17 protein-coding genes and 2 tRNA genes are annotated in these 19,727 nt (G+C 49.4%); 2 read left to right on the forward strand and 17 right to left on the reverse strand.

The genetic code is table 11. From position 1 onward, the window contains the following. Window positions 1-5: 5 nt before the first annotated feature. From infB to rlmE, 11 genes are all read right to left on the reverse strand, one after another. Window positions 6-2,672, reverse strand: coding sequence for a translation initiation factor IF-2 (gene infB, locus CWI70_RS04580; RefSeq protein ID WP_126770960.1), 2,667 nt, complete (start codon window positions 2,670-2,672; stop codon window positions 6-8). Between the two features lie 23 nt (window positions 2,673-2,695). Further along, window positions 2,696-4,195: a transcription termination factor NusA gene (gene nusA / locus CWI70_RS04585; RefSeq protein ID WP_126770962.1), complete on the reverse strand. Its 1,500-nt coding sequence runs from the start codon at window positions 4,193-4,195 to the stop codon at window positions 2,696-2,698. 24 nt (window positions 4,196-4,219) lie between these two features. After that, a complete protein-coding gene (gene rimP, locus CWI70_RS04590; protein ID WP_126770964.1) occupies window positions 4,220-4,678 on the reverse strand; it encodes a ribosome maturation factor RimP in 459 nt (152 codons plus the stop codon). 159 nt (window positions 4,679-4,837) lie between these two features. After that, window positions 4,838-4,914 (reverse strand) — tRNA-Met (locus CWI70_RS04595). A 66-nt stretch (window positions 4,915-4,980) separates the two neighbouring features. Further along, a tRNA-Leu gene (locus CWI70_RS04600) sits at window positions 4,981-5,065 on the reverse strand. Window positions 5,066-5,078: 13 nt separating this feature from the next. Then, on the reverse strand, window positions 5,079-5,426 hold the full coding sequence (gene secG / locus CWI70_RS04605) for a preprotein translocase subunit SecG (RefSeq protein WP_126770966.1): 348 nt from the start codon (window positions 5,424-5,426) through the stop codon (window positions 5,079-5,081). Between the two features lie 2 nt (window positions 5,427-5,428). Further along, window positions 5,429-6,205, reverse strand: coding sequence for a triose-phosphate isomerase (gene tpiA / locus CWI70_RS04610; protein WP_126770968.1), 777 nt, complete (start codon window positions 6,203-6,205; stop codon window positions 5,429-5,431). Between the two features lie 104 nt (window positions 6,206-6,309). Beyond that, window positions 6,310-7,650, reverse strand: coding sequence for a phosphoglucosamine mutase (gene glmM, locus CWI70_RS04615; protein ID WP_126770970.1), 1,341 nt, complete (start codon window positions 7,648-7,650; stop codon window positions 6,310-6,312). After that, window positions 7,647-8,459, reverse strand: a complete 813-nt coding sequence (gene folP, locus CWI70_RS04620; RefSeq protein ID WP_126770972.1) for a dihydropteroate synthase — start codon at window positions 8,457-8,459, stop codon at window positions 7,647-7,649. Before folP ends, glmM begins: the two co-directional genes overlap by 4 nt. 43 nt (window positions 8,460-8,502) lie before the next feature. Next, entirely contained in the window at window positions 8,503-10,428 is a 1,926-nt protein-coding gene (gene ftsH, locus CWI70_RS04625; RefSeq protein ID WP_126770974.1) for an ATP-dependent zinc metalloprotease FtsH, read from the reverse strand. 43 nt (window positions 10,429-10,471) lie between these two features. Next, complete coding sequence (rlmE, locus tag CWI70_RS04630) at window positions 10,472-11,098, reverse strand: 23S rRNA (uridine(2552)-2'-O)-methyltransferase RlmE (RefSeq protein WP_126770976.1); 627 nt, start codon at window positions 11,096-11,098, stop codon at window positions 10,472-10,474. An 81-nt stretch (window positions 11,099-11,179) separates the two neighbouring features. On the opposite strand from rlmE, the gene yhbY reads away from it, so the two are divergent. Next, complete coding sequence (gene yhbY / locus CWI70_RS04635) at window positions 11,180-11,488, forward strand: ribosome assembly RNA-binding protein YhbY (protein WP_126770977.1); 309 nt, start codon at window positions 11,180-11,182, stop codon at window positions 11,486-11,488. Between the two features lie 69 nt (window positions 11,489-11,557). Here the strand turns inward: yhbY and CWI70_RS04640 are convergent, their stop codons facing one another. Beyond that, window positions 11,558-12,094 carry a helix-turn-helix domain-containing protein gene (locus CWI70_RS04640; RefSeq protein WP_126770979.1) on the reverse strand — a complete coding sequence of 179 codons (537 nt, stop codon included), beginning with the start codon at window positions 12,092-12,094 and terminating at the stop codon, window positions 11,558-11,560. A 106-nt stretch (window positions 12,095-12,200) separates the two neighbouring features. Between CWI70_RS04640 and CWI70_RS04645 the strand changes: the two genes are divergently transcribed. Beyond that, window positions 12,201-12,479 carry a helix-turn-helix domain-containing protein gene (locus tag CWI70_RS04645; protein WP_126770981.1) on the forward strand — a complete coding sequence of 93 codons (279 nt, stop codon included), beginning with the start codon at window positions 12,201-12,203 and terminating at the stop codon, window positions 12,477-12,479. Window positions 12,480-12,499: 20 nt separating this feature from the next. On the opposite strand, the gene greA is transcribed toward CWI70_RS04645, so the two are convergent. The 5 genes from greA to CWI70_RS04670 form a co-directional block, all read right to left on the reverse strand. Then, a complete protein-coding gene (gene greA / locus CWI70_RS04650) occupies window positions 12,500-12,976 on the reverse strand; it encodes a transcription elongation factor GreA (protein ID WP_126770983.1) in 477 nt (158 codons plus the stop codon). Next, entirely contained in the window at window positions 12,973-16,197 is a 3,225-nt protein-coding gene (gene carB, locus CWI70_RS04655; RefSeq protein WP_126770985.1) for a carbamoyl-phosphate synthase large subunit, read from the reverse strand. Before carB ends, greA begins: the two co-directional genes overlap by 4 nt. Window positions 16,198-16,227: 30 nt before the next feature. Then, window positions 16,228-17,385, reverse strand: a complete 1,158-nt coding sequence (gene carA / locus CWI70_RS04660) for a glutamine-hydrolyzing carbamoyl-phosphate synthase small subunit (protein WP_126770987.1) — start codon at window positions 17,383-17,385, stop codon at window positions 16,228-16,230. Window positions 17,386-17,536: 151 nt separating this feature from the next. Continuing rightward, window positions 17,537-18,334 carry a 4-hydroxy-tetrahydrodipicolinate reductase gene (gene dapB / locus CWI70_RS04665; protein WP_241967820.1) on the reverse strand — a complete coding sequence of 266 codons (798 nt, stop codon included), beginning with the start codon at window positions 18,332-18,334 and terminating at the stop codon, window positions 17,537-17,539. Continuing rightward, window positions 18,334-19,557 carry a dicarboxylate/amino acid:cation symporter gene (locus CWI70_RS04670; RefSeq protein WP_126770991.1) on the reverse strand — a complete coding sequence of 408 codons (1,224 nt, stop codon included), beginning with the start codon at window positions 19,555-19,557 and terminating at the stop codon, window positions 18,334-18,336. Before CWI70_RS04670 ends, dapB begins: the two co-directional genes overlap by 1 nt. Window positions 19,558-19,727: the final 170 nt, after the last annotated feature.

Below are 19,727 nucleotides of genomic sequence, written 5' to 3' on the forward strand. Positions count from 1 at the left end.
AAGGGTTATAGACTCCGTTCGACTTGGACGGTTTCGAAGACCTCAATTTGGTCACCAACTTTAACGTCGTTATAGTTCTTCACGCCGATACCGCATTCCATGCCGTTACGTACTTCCTGCACATCGTCTTTGAAGCGACGTAGTGACTCAAGTTCACCTTCATAGATCACCACGTTGTCACGCAATACGCGGATAGGCGCAGAGCGCTTCACGATACCTTCGGTGACCATACAGCCGGCAATTGCCCCAATCTTCGGCGACTTGAACACGTCACGAACTTCGGCCAAACCAATGATCTGTTGCTTGAACTCAGGTGCAAGCATGCCGCCCATGGCTTGTTTCACTTCGTCAATCAGGTCATAAATGACACTGTAATAACGCAGGTCCACACTTTCTTGCTCAATGACTTTCTTCGCTGAAGCATCGGCACGAACGTTAAAGCCCACCACGATAGCATTTGAAGCACTGGCAAGTGACGCATCAGTTTCAGTGATACCGCCAACGCCGCTACCAATGATATTGACTTTCACTTCATCAGTAGAGAGTTTCTGCAACGAATCTGCAATGGCTTCCAAAGAACCTTGTACGTCTGATTTCAGAACGATATTAAGTTCCTGTACGTCGCCTTCTTGCATGTTCGCAAACATGTTTTCCAGCTTCGCTTTCTGCTGTTTCGCAAGCTTCACGTCACGGTATTTACCTTGACGATAATTCGCAACTTCACGAGCTTTACGCTCGTCTCGTACAACTGTTGCTTCATCACCAGCTTGTGGCACGCCAGACAGACCTAGAATCTCGACTGGAATCGAAGGGCCAGCTTCTTTGATTTCACGGCCAAGTTCGTCGCGCATCGCTCGGATACGACCATATTCAAGGCCACAAAGAACGATATCGCCTTGGCGTAAGGTACCTTCTTGAACCAAGATAGACGCTACTGGGCCACGACCTTTATCAAGGCGTGATTCAATTACGATACCGTGCGCCATACCATCAGATACAGCTTGTAAATCAAGTACTTCGGCTTGCAACAACAAGGCTTCAAGTAACTCGTCGATACCTTGACCGCTGTGTGCAGACACTGGCACAAACTGTACGTCACCACCCCAGTCTTCAGGGATAACATCACGCTGAGCAAGTTCATTCTTCACGCGATCTGGATCTGCTTCCGGCTTATCCATCTTGTTCACGGCTACCACAATCGGCACGCCAGCAGCTTTCGCGTGCTGAATCGCTTCAATGGTCTGCGGCATTACGCCGTCATCCGCTGCAACGACAAGAATAACGATATCCGTTGCACTGGCACCACGAGCACGCATTGAAGTAAACGCTGCGTGACCTGGAGTATCCAAGAAGGTGATCATGCCATGGCCGGTTTCAACGTGGTAAGCACCAATATGCTGCGTAATACCACCGGCTTCGCCTGAAGCGACTTTAGCTTTACGAATGTAATCCAGCAGTGAGGTTTTACCGTGGTCAACGTGACCCATAACGGTAACGACAGGTGCGCGTGGCGCTTTCGCCTTTTCTTCACCTTCGTTACGTTCAGCAAGTACTTCTTGCTCGAGCGCATTATCGCTCACCAACTGAACCTTGTGACCCATCTCTTCAACAACAAGCGATGCTGTTTCTTGGTCAAGGACTTGGTTAATGGTAACCATCTCGCCCATTTTCATCATGGTCTTGATGACTTCGCTCGCTTTTACTGCCATACGGTTAGCAAGCTCACCTACGGTGATGGTTTCGCCAAGCTTCACTTCACGTTCAACTGGTGCTGCAGGCTTATTAAAGGCTTGCTGTAGAGTTGAACGCTTCGAGCCCTTACGACGTTTTTCACGACGTGGAGCTTCATCACGCTCATCATCTTTCGCACGACGCTTCGACTTTTTACGATTACGACGCTCTTCATCGACGTCCTGCTCGTCTTCCGCTTCCTGTGCATACTGAGAGGTGGTGAAGTGAACGTCTTCTTGCTCAGCTTGCTTACGCTTGGCTTCTTCTTCTTGCCAACGTGCTTCATTTTCTTCAGCAAGTTTACGCGCTTCTTCAGCTTGACGTGCCGCTTCAGCCTCAGCTTTTTTGCGAGCTTCTTCTTCTTGCGCCTTACGTAATTTTTCAGCTTCAGCTTTCGCTTCGTCTGCTTTCTTACGCTCTTCTGGCGTCATCGCAGCACGCTTTTCAGCTTCAGCTTTCGCTTTAGCTTTTTCTTTCTCTTTGCGCGCAGCTTCTTGTTTGGCCTTCTCTTCCGCTGCTTTCTGCTCAGCTTTAGCTTTGGCTTCTGCCGCAGCTTTCGCCTCTTCTTCTTTGCGTTTTGCTTCAGCAGCCAAACGTTCCTGCTCAGCTTTTTCTTGCTCAGCTTTTTGCTCTTCTTCGAGCGCAGAACGCTTCACATACGTACGCTTCTTCCGCACCTCAACTTGCACAGACTTACTACGCGGACCGCCGCCAATGCTAAGCGTACTCTTCTCTTTCCGCTTCAACGTCATTTTGCTCGGCTCTTGCGGGCCTTTGCCGCCATGTTGCTTGTTAAGGTGCGCCAACAGCGCTTGTTTTTCGTCTTCAGTTACCGAATCGCCAGCTGACTTTTTCATGCCAGCTTCAGCAAATTGGGTCACCAAACGATCAACTGTCGTACCTACATCTTCAGCTAGTTTATCCAGCGTTACTTCTTCCATAGTCCGTCGTACCCCCGTTGATCTTATTCTTCGTCACCGAACCAGCAAATATTACGCGCTTGCATAATCAGCTCACCAGCTCGTTGTTCGGTTAACTCTTCAATTTCAGCAAGATCATCAATACCTTGCTCAGCCAGATCTTCAAGGGTAATGATCCCTTTGCTGGCAAACACATACGCCAAATGACGATCCAAACCTTCTAAGTTCAAGAGGGTCTCGTCTGGCTCTGCGCTTTCAAGTGATTCTTCATCTTTCAGTGCTTTCGTTGTTAACACTGCACGTGCACGATTACGAAGTTCGTCAACGATATCTTCGTCCATGCCTTCGATAGCTAATAACTCGTCCATTGGTACATAAGCGATTTCTTCAAGTGTTGAGAAACCTTCATCAACCAATACCGCGGCGAAATCTTCATCGATAGCGAGATGCTTAGTAAACAAATCAAGCAAACGCTGCGCTTCTGCTTCGTTCTTCTCGGTAAACTCTTCTTCAGACATCACGTTAAGCTGCCAGCCAGTCAGCTGACTCGCCAAGCGTACGTTTTGTCCAGCTTTACCAATCGCTTGAGCTAAATTACCTTCTTCTACGGCGATATCCATGGTGTGCGCATCTTCGTCCACAACAATCGACGCTACTTCAGCAGGCGCCATCGCGTTGATCACGAATTGTGCTGGGTTATCGTCCCACAAGACGATGTCAACACGCTCACCACCAAGCTCACCAGAAACAGCTTGCACTCGCGCACCACGCATACCTACACAGGCACCGACGGGGTCAATACGGCGATCGTTACTCTTCACCGCAATTTTAGCTCGTGAACCTGGATCGCGGGCTGCGCCACGGATCTCGATCATCTCTTCGCCAATCTCTGGAACTTCGATGCGGAATAATTCCACTAAGAAGTCAGGATGCGTGCGGCTCACAAACAACTGCGCGCCACGCGCTTCAGGACGAACATCGTAAAGCAAACCACGAACACGGTCGCCTACGCGCACCGACTCTCGCGGTAACATCTCTTCACGATAAATCATCGCTTCGGCATTATTGCCAAGGTCGAGTAGCACGTGTTCACGGTTCGCGCGCTTCACGATACCGCTGACAAGCTCACCCACTTGGTCTTTGTATTCATCAACCACTTTCGCGCGCTCAGCTTCACGTACCTTTTGCACGATAACCTGTTTCGCAGTTTGCGTCGTTATGCGGTCAAACTGAATCGAGTCGATTTGCTCTTCGACATAATCGCCAGCTTCTACCGACGCATCTTCATACTGTGCCGCAGCCAAACTAATCTCGCGATAAGGATGCTCAAGCGGCTGCTCAGTGTCGTCGACCACTAACCAGCGACGGAACGTGTCAAAATCACCGGTAGTACGGTCAATACTGACGCGTACGTCGATATCACCGTCATATTTTTTCTTGGTTGCATGTGCCAGCGCAGACTCTAGCGCTTCAAAGATCTTGTCTTTCGACACGTCTTTTTCATTCGAAACAGCTTCTGCAACTAATAAAATCTCTTTTGCCATTATCTTGCCTCGCCTGCGCAATCCTTAGTTAAACTGAGGAACTAAATGAGCTTTTTTAACTGTTGAGTAGCTAACCTTCAGTGGTTCACCATCAACTTCGAATTCAACCTGGTCGCCATCAATTGCTTTGATCACGCCCTTAAATTTGCGTTTGTTTTGCTGAGCCATGGTCAGCTCTACCGCCGCTGTTTCGCCCAGATAGTCTTGCATTTGTGCCGCACTAAAGAACGGTCGCTCCATACCGGGCGACGAAACTTCTAAGTAATACTCACTTGAGATTGGATCTTCAACATCCAATAACGCGCTTACTTGATGGCTTACATCGGCACAGTCATCAACACTAATACCGTTTTCATCATCAATATAAACGCGCAGAGTTGAGTGCTTGCCAGCGCGAACAAATTCCACACCCCATAACTCAAACCCTAGCGCCGCCACTGCAGGCTCTAGCATCTCGACTAAGCGTTCTTCAATACGTGCCAAATTCTTGAACTCCTGAAACAAAAAAAGGGCGTAAACGCCCAGTGTTAGTGCTGCCAATTCGACCGCTAGTTCCTAGCCGTACCGCATTGCAGCAGAGGTCACATAGTAAAAAGCCCCGAACTGCTGCGGGGCTTTTAAAACACTGGACCCTTTGTTAAATGGTTGCGGGGGCAGGATTTGAACCTACGACCTTCGGGTTATGAGCCCGACGAGCTACCAGACTGCTCCACCCCGCGTCCGAAAACGTGTCCATATTATAAGGATTCCCGAAGGAAACGCAACCAACATTCAGTTGCTCTATTTGGTGCGGATGGCGGGACTTGAACCCGCACGCCCGAAAGCACTACCCCCTCAAGATAGCGTGTCTACCAATTCCACCACATCCGCAAAAAACAGTTACTTAGTTTGACTCAGGTACGTCGCTTGAAGAGTTAGGAACTTCTTCGTCAGACGCTGGAACTTCGTTCATGCTTGGTGCTGGCGTTTCGATAGTTTCGAACTCGCTTTCAACATCACCATTACCTGAAGAAAGATTACCTAGAACCAGACTTAATACAAAAAAGATAATCGCTACGACGGCTGTAGTACGGGTCAAAAAGTTACCTGAACCGCCTGAGCCAAATACCGTATTTGATGAACCAGCACCAAAAGACGCACCCATGTCGGCACCTTTGCCCTGCTGAATCATGATAAAACCGATCAGCACGATGGCTACGATAAGATACGCAATCAATAAAAATTCGTACATAGTTAACTTCTCCGGGCTTGCGCTGCGCGACAAATAGCAAGGAACGCTTCTGGTTCAAGACTTGCGCCGCCGATCAAGCCGCCATCAATATCTGCTTCTGCAAACAAAGTTTCGGCATTCTCTGCCTTTACGCTACCACCATACAGAAGTGGTACGCTCGTGCCCGCAACATCATACTTCTGTTGCAGCCACTGTCGAATAAATGCGTGAACTTCCTGTGCTTGCGCCGGGCTAGCTGTTTTACCAGTACCAATAGCCCAAACGGGTTCGTAAGCAACAACCACCTGCGCCATTTGCGCACTACTTACGTTTTGCAAGGCACTTTCTAGCTGCGCTTGCACGACCTGCATGGTCTGTTCCGCTTCACGTTCCTGCTCGCTTTCGCCGACACAGAGAACGACTTTAAATTTCGTCTCGGAAGCACTTAACGCTGCAGCAACTTTCGCCTGAATCCGCTGTTCAGTATCGCCATAGAACTGTCGACGTTCTGAATGTCCAACGAGCACGTATTCAGCACCGGCTTCAGCGACAAGATCTAAGCTATGCTCACCAGTGTGCGCGCCTGCAGCATTTTCGTTGACGTCTTGCGCACCAAGGTGCACTTGGTCATAAAACACTTCACTTTGCCACGCCGCAAGTAACACTGCTGGAGGACATACCGCGACAGTCACGTCAGCTAACACTTCCGGCGCATCGCGCAAGGTCTTTGCCAACTGCTTCACTAGATGGCGTGAGCCATTCATTTTCCAGTTAGCGATAACTAACGATTGCCGTTGCATAGTTGCCTCTTGGTCTTAAGTTGCTACCTCAAGAGCGGCGAGATATTACATAACCTGCCGCTAACTTACAAGTACTGAATTCGATAAATCAGCGAGACTGCTTATTAATTCGCCGCCGCCTCAACTTCGCCAGCAATTTGTTGCGCGAAGGACTTGGTGATCTGTTCATCACGGCCTTCAACCATTACACGAATCAAGGGTTCTGTACCTGACTTGCGTAACAATACTCGGCCCTCATCGCCCAAGCGTTCTTCCACGTCTTTTACCGCGGCTTTGACCGCTTCATCGCTGAGTGGATCGGAACCGGCTTTGAAGCGGACGTTAATCAACGTTTGCGGGTACTTTTCAAACCCTTTCATTAACTCTGCCAAGCTGCACTGCTCTCGTTGCATCGCAGTAAGCACTTGTAACCCAGCAATAATACCGTCACCAGTGCTATGAAATTGACGATTGATGATATGGCCAGAATTCTCACCGCCAATTTTCCAATCGCGTTTCACTAATTCTTCCATCACATAGCGGTCGCCAACTTTGGCACGCACAAACGGAATATTCCGCTCAGCAAAAAATTTCTCGAGGGCAAAGTTCGACATCAATGTGCCAACGATACCACCTTGTAAAAGGCCATCTTGTTGGGCCGCACGAGCAAGAATGTAAATAACATCGTCACCGTCGATGATGCGTCCTTCGGCTGTGACCATCATCAAACGGTCACCGTCGCCATCCAAGGCGAAACCGAGATCAGCTTTGTGCTCTTTGACTGCCGCTTGCAACGCAGCCAGATCCGTTGCACCACAGTTTGCATTGATATTCACGCCATTTGGCGCAGTACCAATTTCAATCACTTGTGCACCAAGTTCACGCAAAACGTCTGGAGCGATGTGGTAAGTGGCGCCATGGGCACAGTCCACCACGATAGTTAATCCGGTGAGCGACAGTTCACTCGGAAACGCACTTTTACAAAACTCAATATAGCGCCCAGGAGCGTCGTCGATACGACTAGCGCGCCCCATTTGTTCGGACGGCACACAGACCAACTCTTGGTCTAATAAACGTTCAATCTCACTTTCCACCGCATCAGGCAGCTTACTTCCCGAATCAGAGAAAAACTTAATACCGTTGTCGTAATAAGGGTTATGCGAAGCGCTAATCACAATGCCAGCAGCCGCACGAAAATTACGCGTTAAATACGCCACCGCGGGGGTTGGCATCGGCCCAAGAAATTCAACACTCACACCAGCAGAGAGCAATCCTGCCTCAAGCGCAGACTCGAGCATATAACCCGACAACCGCGTGTCTTTACCCACCAAAACGCGTTGATTGCCAGACTTCGACAATACAGTTCCTGCCGCCCAACCTAATTTAACGGCAAAATCCGGAGTAATAGGAAAGTCACCGACACGTCCGCGGACGCCATCAGTGCCAAAATACTTACGTTGACTCAACTGAAATCTCCAGCCAAGGTTGCAGCAACTATTTTCATTGCATCAACCGTTTCCCTGACATCATGCACGCGAATAATACGTGCCCCTTTCATTGCTGCAATCGTTGCGGCAGCAAGACTCGCTGGTAGACGGTCGGTTACGTCGCGGCCAGTAACATGACCCAACATCGACTTACGCGACACGCCAATCAACAACGGTAACTGCAGTTCATGAAAGGCCTGCATGCGTTGTAATAACTGGTAATTATGCCTTACAGACTTACCAAAACCAAAGCCCGGATCGAGAAAAAGACGTTCTTTATGGATTCCAGCTTGTTCGCAGGCGCGAATACGGTCCTGTAAAAACGCCTTTACTTCAACAACCACATCATCGTAGCGCGGTTCATGCTGCATCGTGCGCGGCTCACCTTGCATGTGCATCAAGCAAACATCAGCGTCATGCTGCGCCAACAGCGCTAGCGCGCCATTATCTCGCAGGGCACGAATATCATTGATCATTGCCACCCCCTGCTTTAAGCCTTCAGCCATAACCGCTGTCTTGCAGGTATCTAACGAAATCGCCACATTCGTTTCGGCGCGCAGCTTTTCAATCACTGGGATGACACGGTCGATTTCTTCTTGCACTCCTACGCTATCGGCACCAGGGCGGGTCGATTCACCACCGACATCGATATAGCTCGCCCCGTTGGCAATCATCTGCTCTGCTTGGCGCAGCGCTTGGTCGAGGTGGTTAAAACGGCCACCATCGGAAAATGAATCCGGTGTGACGTTTAAAATACCCATCACTTGGGGAAGTACGGCTGTGCTCATGGCTCGATCCTCATAAAAAAGCCCCGAAGTCGGGGCTTTCTTTTTAACTGGCCGGTGCGTCACCCGGCTTACCATCTGTCAACGGTCGTTCTTCGGAACTTGCCGTTGCACCACCACTGGTATTGTTATCTTGGTCCGGCTTTTGCCAGTCACGCGGTTCACGTACATCACGACGATTCATCAGATCATCAATTTGATCGGCATCGATGGTTTCATATTTCATCAGTGCGTCTTTCATCGAATGTAAAATATCGATGTTTTCTTCAAGAATACGTTTCGCGCGGTCGTAATTGCGGTCAATGAAGAGCTTAACCTCTTGGTCAATCGCTCGCGCGGTATCATCTGACATGTGCTTGTGCTGAGTCACTGAACGACCAAGAAAAACTTCGTTCTCATCGTCAGCGTACAGCAATGGGCCCATTTTCTCAGAAAGTCCCCATTGAGTTACCATTTTACGCGCAATTTGCGTAGCTCGCTCAATATCGTTAGAAGCGCCGGTCGTCACTTTCTCATCGCCATAAATGATGGCTTCAGCCAAACGGCCCCCAAACAAGCTTGAAATCATACTCTCAAGATGTTGCTTGGTGTGACTCACACGATCTTGCTCAGGCAAGTACATGGTGACACCTAAAGCGCGACCACGTGGAATGATTGACACTTTGTAGACCGGATCATGTTCTGGCACTAAACGACCAACGATGGCGTGACCAGCTTCGTGATAAGCGGTCATCGCTTTTTCTTCATCAGTCATGACCATTGAGCGACGTTCCGCACCCATCATGATCTTATCTTTGGCTTTATCAAATTCTTCCATCGCCACGACACGTTTGTTATTACGCGCCGCAAATAGCGCAGCCTCGTTCACTAGGTTTGCTAAATCGGCACCCGAGAACCCAGGCGTACCACGCGCGATAACTGATGCATCAACGTCATCACCAAGCGGTACCTTACGCATATGTACTTTTAAGATTTGCTCACGACCTCGCACATCTGGCAAGCCTACAGGTACCTGACGGTCAAAACGGCCTGGGCGCAAGAGCGCAGGGTCAAGTACGTCTGGACGGTTGGTCGCCGCAATCACAATAATACCTTCATTGCCTTCGAAACCATCCATCTCGACTAGCATTTGGTTCAAGGTTTGCTCACGCTCATCGTGACCGCCACCAAGGCCGGCACCACGTTGACGTCCTACCGCATCAATCTCGTCAATAAAGATGATGCAAGGCGCTGACTTTTTCGCTTGTTCGAACATGTCACGTACACGCGACGCACCGACACCGACGAACATCTCGACGAAGTCTGAACCAGAAATTGAGAAGAAAGGTACTTTTGCTTCACCAGCAATGGCCTTTGCAATCAACGTCTTACCGGTACCTGGAGGACCGACCATCAGCACGCCTTTCGGGATCTTGCCGCCAAGACGCTGGAATTTGCTCGGGTCACGTAAGTAATCTACCAGTTCAGAAACTTCTTCTTTGGCTTCATCACAACCGGCGACATCGGCAAACGTGGTCTTAATTTGATCTTCGCTCATCAACCGAGCTTTGCTCTTACCAAAGCTCATGGCTCCACGGCCACCGCCGCCACCTTGCATTTGTCGCATGAAGAAAATCCACACCCCGATCAGCAATAGCATCGGGAACCACGAAATAAAAATCGAAGTCAGGATACTAGGCTCTTCTGGTGGTTTACCTACCACTTCGACGTTGTTTTCTAACAAGTCGTTTAGCAAGTCAGGGTCATGCACTGGCATTACCGTGGTAAAGGTATCGCCTGTACGCGACTGCGCGGTAATCATTCGTCCGTCGATGTCAACTTTGCGCACGCCACCATTGTTCACTTGTGACACAAATTGACTGTATGCGACCTGCGAACCATTGTTTGCACCGGGACTGAAACTATTGAACACTGTCATCAAAACAACAGCGATCACTAGCCATAGAATTAGATTTTTTGCCATATCGCTCAAAGCTGACTACCTCATTTACTTGCGTTGCATGCGCAACAGCCTACTACAATTTGTATCCTGTCGCTACCAAATAGACCTCACGAGAACGTGCTCGAGACGAGTCTGGTTTGCGCGTTTTCACGGTTTTAAATGCCGCGCGTACGTCTTTCAAAAATTCTTCGAAACCTTGTCCATGGAATACTTTGACGACAAAACTGCCATTCGGTTTCAAAACTTGGTGGCACATGTCTAATGCCAACTCAACCAAATACATCGCACGTGGTTGATCGACATTATCGTTACCACTCATGTTGGGTGCCATATCCGACAGTACTACATCTACGTTTTTACCACCGATGCGGTTCAATAAAGCATTCAACACACTTTCGTCGCGGAAGTCCCCTTCAAGAAAGTCTACTCCAGCAATCGGGTCCATCGGTAAAATATCACAGGCAATGACTTGGCAGTTACCCTGCAGCGTCTCTACCACATACTGCGACCAGCCACCTGGCGCAGCGCCAAGGTCAACCACGGTCATTCCCTGTTTCAGGAGCTTGTCTTTATTCTGAATCTCTTCGATTTTGAACACCGCACGTGAACGTAACCCTTTCTTCTGGGCCTTTTGTACATAATGATCACTAAAGTGCTCTTGCAGCCATCGGGTGCTGCTTGCTGATCGTTTTTTTCCCATTGCCTCAATACCAAAACTGGCTTCTTCTACCCAGATGGCGGTAGAATAGCGAAAATTCAAGTGATAGTAGGATATTATTACATGGCCGCAGGGTTAACATTAAGCAATAAACAAAAACAGCACCTAAAAAGTCTGGCGCATAGCCTGAAACCAGTCGTCTTGTTGGGCGCTAACGGCCTAACGGAAGGTGTAATGGCCGAAATTGAACTGGCGCTTAATCACCACGAATTAATTAAAGTGAAAGTGCCAGAGGAAGATCGTGAAGTGCGTGAGCAAGTCTACGCAACCATACTTGCCCATACACAAGCTTACCGTGTGCAGGTCGTCGGTAAAATTTTAACCCTCTACAAGCCAAGTCCAGAGGGTAAAATTCAACTTCCTCGTCGATAAACTCTATTTAGTCACGTGCATCGTAGCCCTACGATGCACGTCTTTGTCTTGACCGCGCTTTCGTCCTCTTCAGTCTTCGTCGTCCGACGTGTCATCTGGCTGCCAACTCAACGCTAATGCAATTTGATTCAAAGCAAAGTCAAGTCCGATATGATCGGCGCGCGATGCTAAATAAGTATCCACCAACAACTGCTGATTACGCGGCGTTTCCGGTAATTGATAACGTCGTAGGAATGGCTTCACCTCGGCTGTCGCCCGCAGTACCTCCTCGGTGTCAGAAGACGGCTTGTAGTGCAGCATAATCGGCTCGTCCACATGTAAGTCCGACGGCCGTGGATAATCGAGTTGCTGGCGTGGCGCAAAAAACCAATCCAATGAAATACCGACGCGCAAAAGCCCTTGGACCAAATGATCATAGGTGACATTCTGGCGTTGTCGCCAGTTGCCATAAGTGGACTGTGGAATACCAAGCCGACGCATTAACGAGGCAGTTGACTCATCGCCAAAATACAGTCGTAACCGCGCAACCACCTCGTCCATATTGAGCATTTCAACATTGCTTTTCTGCGGTCCTTGTGTAGTATTTATCTCTGTGTCATTTGACATCTTTTTCCCTTAAATAGTGTCTTTTGACTTCTAAAACAATTCATTTGAATTCTATGTGAACTCACAGTGAATTCACAAGAAAACATTCAACCACAGCTGAGCCACAATGGATAGTCAAAAAATAAAAATGGAATTAGCGCAACGCGGTTTCGACTTTTCGATGCTCGCAAAAGCGTTAGGCAAAAGCCCGTCCCTCATATCGAAAGTGGCCTCGCGAAAGGCACGTTCGCGCTCGGTGGCTGTTGCGCTTGCCAAAGTATTGGAGCGCCCCATCGAAGAAGTCTTTCCGGATGTGCAAGACTATTATCAAGGTGCTCCACAGAGTGGGAAGGAGCGCAAACAAAAAGAGCGCGAATTAATCGCGTTCTTAAATGATGAGAAATAACAAGTCGTTAGACGTGGATTTTAAATATACTCCACACTCACGACTTCGTATTCAACTTCGCCGTTAGGCGTGTTCACTCGCGCCACGTCATCTACTTGCTTGCCAATCAGTGCACGAGAAATGGGTGAATTCACAGAGATCAGGTTCTGTTTGATATCCGCTTCATCATCACCAACAATACGGTACTTCACTTCTTTATCGGTTGACGTATTGTAAAGTGTCACCGTCGAGCCAAAGATGATTTTGCCTTGGTTAGGTACCTTAGTAACGTCAATAATCTGTGCATTTGACAGTTTTGCTTCAATCTCTTGAATACGCCCTTCACAAAAACCCTGCTGCTCGCGTGCAGCGTGATATTCGGCATTCTCTTTCAAGTCACCGTGTTCACGCGCATCGGCAATCGCTTGGATGATGCGTGGTCGATCTTCAGTTTTTAGACGCTTCAATTCCTCCCGCAGCATCTCGGCGCCGCGGGTCGTCATTGGAATTTGACTCATGCTGTTTGAACCCTTTTATGTAATGACTGCAGTGAATTTACCCGTGCTCGGTCATCTGCAGTATTTGCTTTAACAGTGGCAAAGGCTGCATTTAACGTGGTGGTGTAAATCACTTTATTCAAGAGTGCTTCACGACGAATGTAGACTGAGTCTTCAATTGCCTGGCGCCCTTCTACGGTATTAATGATGTAACTGTACTCGCCGTTTTTAATTGCATCAACAATATTTGGCCGGCCTTCTTGCAGTTTATTCACTACCGAACAGGTAATACCTTCTTCGCTAAGCATCTTCGCTGTACCGCGAGTGGCCTCTAACGAGAAGCCGAGGCCAAGCAAACCACGCGCAAGATCAAACAAGCGTGCTTTGTCGCCATCACGTACCGACAACAATGCTTTACCTGCTTTCGCCAGCGCTTCACCAGCACCAAGGTTCGCTTTGGCGTAGGCTTCTTCAAAGCTTTCACCAACACCCATGACCTCACCGGTAGAGCGCATTTCTGGCCCGCGAATTGGATCCACACCTTGGAATTTAGCGAACGGGATCACGACTTCTTTCACCGAGAAGTAAGGTGGAATAACTTCTTTGGTATAGCCCTGCTGCTGCAAGGTCTGTCCCACCATCACCCGCGCCGCAATCTTCGCCAACGGCACACCGGTCGCCTTCGAGACGAAAGGCACTGTACGCGCCGCACGCGGATTCACCTCAATCAGGTACACTTCATCATCTTTAATGGCAAACTGTGCGTTCATAAGACCATGAACGTTCAATTCAAAAGCTAGCTTACGCATTTGCTCGCGTAGCTCGTCTTGAATTTTGTCGCTTAACGAGTAAGGCGGCAAGGAACAAGCTGAGTCACCTGAGTGCACGCCGGCTTGTTCAATGTGTTGCATAATGCCGCCGATGAACAAGTCTTGCCCATCACAAATGGCGTCTACATCCACCTCAATCGCATTGTCTAAGAAACGGTCCAGCAACACCGGTGCCGAATTCGAAACTTTCACAGCATCGGTCAAATAACGATGCAAGTCGCTTTCATCGTAGACGATTTCCATGGCACGGCCACCCAGTACGTAGCTTGGACGCACAACCAGTGGGTAGCCAATACGCTCAGCTTCACGCAATGCTTGGTCAACCTTGGTGACCGTAGCGTTTTCTGGCTGCTTCAAGCCTAAACGACGTACTGCACTTTGGAAGCGCTCACGATCTTCTGAACGATCGATAGCGTCAGGCGAGGTACCAATGACAGGAACGCCATTCGCCTCAAGTTCACGAGCCAACTTCAATGGCGTTTGGCCACCGTACTGAACAATCACACCTTTCGGCTGTTCAACGCGCACGATTTCCAGCACGTCTTCCAAAGTGATCGGCTCGAAGTACAAGCGGTCCGAGGTGTCGTAATCGGTGGAAACCGTTTCTGGGTTACAGTTGACCATGATGGTCTCGTAACCGTCGTCGCGCAGCGCAAGCGCGGCATGAACACAGCAATAATCAAACTCGATACCCTGACCAATGCGGTTAGGACCACCACCAATGACCATGATCTTCTCACGATCCGATGGCGCAGCTTCACATTCTTCGTCATAGGTCGAATACATGTAAGCCGTATCTGATGCAAATTCTGCCGCACAGGTATCAACACGCTTGTAAACAGGTACCACGTTGAGCTCGTGACGACGACGGCGAATTTCTGCTTCAGCGACATCAAGAATGTCGGCAATACGTGCATCCGAGAAACCTTTGCGCTTCAATACGCGCAATACACGCTCGTCGAGCCCCGCCATGCCAAGCTTCTGTATTTCAGCTTCCAGCAAGACGATTTCTTCGATCTGAATCAAATACCATTCATCGATGCGGGTCTGCTCAAATACTTCGTGTACCGTCATGCCTAATCGGAAGGCATCGGCAATGTAAAAAATGCGCTCGGCACCTGGTTCTTTAAGCTCACGAATAACTTTACCGCGTGCTTCTGGGTCAGACGGGTCAACCATAGGATCAAATCCTGTGGCGCCAATCTCTAGGCCACGTAGTGCTTTTTGTAATGACTCTTGTTGGTTACGACCAATTGCCATCACTTCGCCCACCGACTTCATCTGCGTGGTCAAACGGTCATTACAACCGGCAAATTTTTCAAAGTTGAAGCGTGGGATTTTGGTAACTACGTAGTCAAGTGCAGGCTCGAACGATGCCGGAGTTACGCCTCCAGTAATTTCGTTCTCAAGTTCATCAAGGGTGTAACCCACTGCCAACTTGGCCGCAACTTTTGCAATTGGGAAGCCCGTAGCCTTTGATGCCAACGCTGAAGAGCGTGAAACGCGCGGGTTCATCTCAATCACTACCATGCGGCCAGTGTTTGGATCGATACCGAACTGGACGTTTGAACCACCGGTTTCCACACCGATTTCGCGCAACACTGCCATCGCTGCATCACGCATCAACTGGTATTCTTTGTCCGTTAACGTTTGCGCTGGAGCTACCGTGATCGAATCACCGGTATGAATGCCCATCGCATCAAAGTTTTCAATGGCACAGACAATAATGCAGTTATCATTTTTGTCGCGTACCACTTCCATTTCGTATTCTTTCCAACCGATCAACGATTCGTCAATCAACAGCTGATTGGTGGTTGAAAGGTCGAGGCCACGACGACAAATTTCTTCAAATTCTTCGCGGTTATAGGCAATACCGCCACCGCTGCCGCCCATCGTGAACGACGGCCGAATGATGCATGGGAAGCCCAAGCGATCAAGTACATCAAAAGCTTCGTCTAAATTGTGCGCGACTTCGGCATTTGGTGTTTCCAAACCAATCGCCTTCATCGCTTTATCGAAACGGTCGCGGTCTTCAGCTTTATCAATCGCATCAGCGTTCGCGCCGATCATTTCGACATTGTATTTTTCCAAGACACCGTGTCGATCCAAATCGAGCGCACAGTTCAACGCCGTTTGCCCACCCATGGTCGGCAGTACTGCGTCTGGACGCTCAACTTCGATAATTTTGGCAACCACTTCCCAGTGAATCGGCTCGATGTAGGTCACATCTGCCATCTCTGGGTCAGTCATAATGGTGGCTGGATTCGAGTTCACCAGAATGACTTTGTAGCCTTCTTCACGCAAAGCTTTACAAGCTTGCGCGCCCGAGTAATCAAACTCACAGGCCTGGCCAATCACGATTGGGCCAGCGCCTAGAATGAGGATGCTCTTTATGTCGGTACGTTTTGGCATAATTAAATTCGTCCTCCGTTCCGGCAGCGCTTAGGCGTGCTGGCTCATCAATTCAATAAAGTGATCAAACAATGGCGCGGCATCGTGCGGCCCTGGACTAGCTTCAGGATGTCCTTGGAAACTAAAGGCCGGCACATCCGTACGGTGGATGCCCTGCAACGTGCCGTCGAAGAGTGATTTGTGCGTCACTTTTAAATTGTCCGGAAGGTTGTCTTCGGTGACCGCAAAGCCATGGTTCTGACTGGTAATCATCACGCGGCCAGTGGCTAGATCTTGCACCGGATGGTTGGCACCATGGTGACCAAACTTCATTTTGCCAGTTTTCGCACCGCTGGCCAGCGCTAATAGTTGGTGACCTAAACAGATACCGAAAATCGGTAACTTCGCCTCAATTAGCTCGCGAATCGCAGTAATCGCATAGTCACAAGGTTCTGGATCGCCTGGCCCGTTCGACAAAAACACACCGTCTGGATTCAGTGCGAGGACATCCTTCGCAGGTGTTTGCGCTGGCACCAAAGTGACTTTACAGCCGCGGTCCGCCAACATACGCAAAATATTACGCTTACAACCATAATCGTAGGCAACAACATGAAGCTTAGGCTCAGTTAATTCCCCAAAGCCTTCGCCTAGTTGCCAACTGGTGCTCGTCCACTCGTGTGGCGTCCGAATCGTCACCTCTTTGGCGAGATCCATACCTTGTAGTCCCGGGAAACCGCGGGCAAGCTCTAGCGCTTTGTCGATATCCAGTTCGCCATCGACATTACCGGCCATGATACAGCCGTTTTGCGCCCCTTTCTCGCGCAGAATGCGCGTTAATTTACGCGTATCAATATCCGCAATACCTACCACATTTCGCTGCCGCAGATAGTCACCTAGTGATTGCTCTTGACGGAAGTTGCTTGCTTTAAGTGACATGTCACGGATCACCAGACCTTTAGCCCAAACGCGGTTGGATTCTTCGTCTTCGTGGGTAGTGCCGTAATTGCCAATATGGGGATAAGTGAGAGTAACGATTTGTTCAGCATAGGAGGGATCGGTGAGAATTTCTTGGTAGCCGGTCATGGCGGTATTAAAAACAACTTCGCCGACTGCCGTGCCACCGGCACCGATAGCTGTGCCGTGAAAAACAGTTCCATCCGCAAGCACCAAAATGGCTTTGCTCGCTGAATGGCTCGCTAGAATACTCAAGGTTAACCTCCGTACATAAAAAAACGGGTGAATCAAAAATTGACTTCCCCGTTGATTACCTTGCACCAGCTTAAAAGTGCGCGTTTTCAGCTTGCCAACTTTGCGTCGGCAAATTGGTCGTATTCTATAAAAAAAGCGCTGCTGCGTCTAGCTAAATTTGTTTCAGTAACGTCGTAAGGTGATCCCTTAAGTTTAAACTGTCCGCCATGCTATAACGTCCAGCAGGTTGCTCAACAAGCCACTGCGCAGCGTGCACAGCACCGCTTGCGAAAATACGTCGATCCGTCACTCGATGCTGTAACTCGATGCGCTCCCCTGGCTGTGCAACTAATACCGAATGTTCACCAGTGATATCGGCGGCCCGCAGTACCGCAAAACCGATGCTGCCCGGCTCGCGCAAGCCATCACCTCGAACGCCTGCATCGACGTCAGCGAAGTTCGCACCACGGCCTCGAGCAGCGGCCTTGCCAAGTAATAGTGCAGTACCCGATGGGCCATCACGTTTAGCACTATGATGGGCTTCGGTTATCTCAATATCGGCAGCAGGCAGACTCGCACTGGTCAAGTGCACCAATTGCTCGAGTAAACAAACACCGACGCTGGTATTTGCCGCATAAAGCAGTGGAATCGATTTAGCGGCACTCTCTAACAGCCCCTCATGTTCGGTGTTTAACCCTGTTGTACACACCACAATAGGCACACCCAAGCGCTGCGCGAGCTGCAAATTGCTCGCTAAAGCTGCAGGTAAACTAAAGTCGATAAGGGCATCAACAGCGCCGGCTTGCAGTTCGCTGCCAGCACAAAAATTTAGTCCGGCCAAGGTAGGCTGCCCAAGACGGGCTGAGTGCGCGCTTACCACTGCCGCAGCCGGCACTAATTCAGACTCAGACAATTCTTGCAGGACCGCCTGCCCCATGCGCCCACTAGCGCCAATTACTCCAACTCTCATCAAGATGTCGATTCCATTGCTAAAGTTTGTTCGCGTTCCTGCCGACCCAAGACGACGGAAACCGCCATATCGCCGGTTACATTTGTTGCTGTACGCATCATATCAATAATTCGGTCGACCGCAGCGATAAAAGCAATACCTTCAAGCGGTAAGCCTATCACATTTAAGGTTACGGTCAGCATCACTAAAGCAGTGCCGGGCACGCCCGCTGTGCCAATCGATGCCAAGGTAGCTGTCGCGGTAATTAACAAGTAGTCAGTGAACTCTAGCGGAATACCATAAAGTTGCGCGATGAAAATCGATGCAATAGCCGGATAAATGCCGCCACAACCATCCATATTAATCGTCGCGCCTAGTGGCAACACGAAACTCGCATAAGACTTCTTCACCCCTAAACGTTCCGTGATCGCTTGGTGCGCCGCCGGAATCGTGCCAAAACTACTACAGGTAGTAAATGCCACGAGCTGCGCCGAAAACACAGATTTAAAAAAGTACCAGGGCGACATCCCAGCCAAACGCACCATAGTGCCGTAGGTTAAGAAAATATGGAGTAAGCACGCCAGATAAATGGCTCCAATAAAGGCCGCCAATGGCGCCAAACTACTTAGCCCATAATGCCCCACAACCCAAGCCATCAGGCCCAATACCCCAAAAGGCGTCAGTTCCAACACCATTTTGGTAATACGGTACATAACCTGTGCACCAGACTTTAGTACATTACCTAAAGCCCGAGCTGGTTCTCCCACTTGGCGAATCGCAATCCCCACTAATGCAGCGAACACAACAATCTGCAAGATCTTACCTTCGGCTAATGCCGCAAACGGATTCACCGGAATCATGTTCAAAAATACTGCAGCGGGCCCTGGTACCTCTTTCTCTTGATAATCTGCAGCAGCACTCAAGTCTTGTGTCGCAGTCACGTCCAACAGACTACCGACACTCAAACCAATGAGACTGGCAATCACCGCAGTGAACAAGAATAGACCAACCGTCTTCGCACCAATCTGGCCAAGACCTTCGCCTTCACCAAACTGCAAAATAGCATTCACAATCGCACAGAAAATCAGTGGCGCTACAAGCATTTTCAATGCTCGAATAAATACATCGCCCAGCGGCTTCAGTTGCACCGCTACGTCAGGCACCAGTAAACCGGCCACAACACCTATTACAAAGGCACCCAGCACCCGTTGCCAGAACGGAATCGCAAACCACGCTTTCAGCATACATCCTCTTCGCTGTTGAACTTTTGCGTATTGTACGGGGCTTCCGTGATTTACGATTAGATCGAATTGTTATGCGTTATGCGTTATTCGCACGTTCGGCATTACGGGTAGCCCGTGGTTCTACCACGGGTTATGCTGAATTCAACGAAAATGGTCAAAACGTTAGGTTT

Origin of the sequence: Pseudidiomarina homiensis (assembly GCF_003987225.1) — a bacterium.
GTDB lineage: Bacteria > Pseudomonadota > Gammaproteobacteria > Enterobacterales > Alteromonadaceae > Pseudidiomarina > Pseudidiomarina homiensis.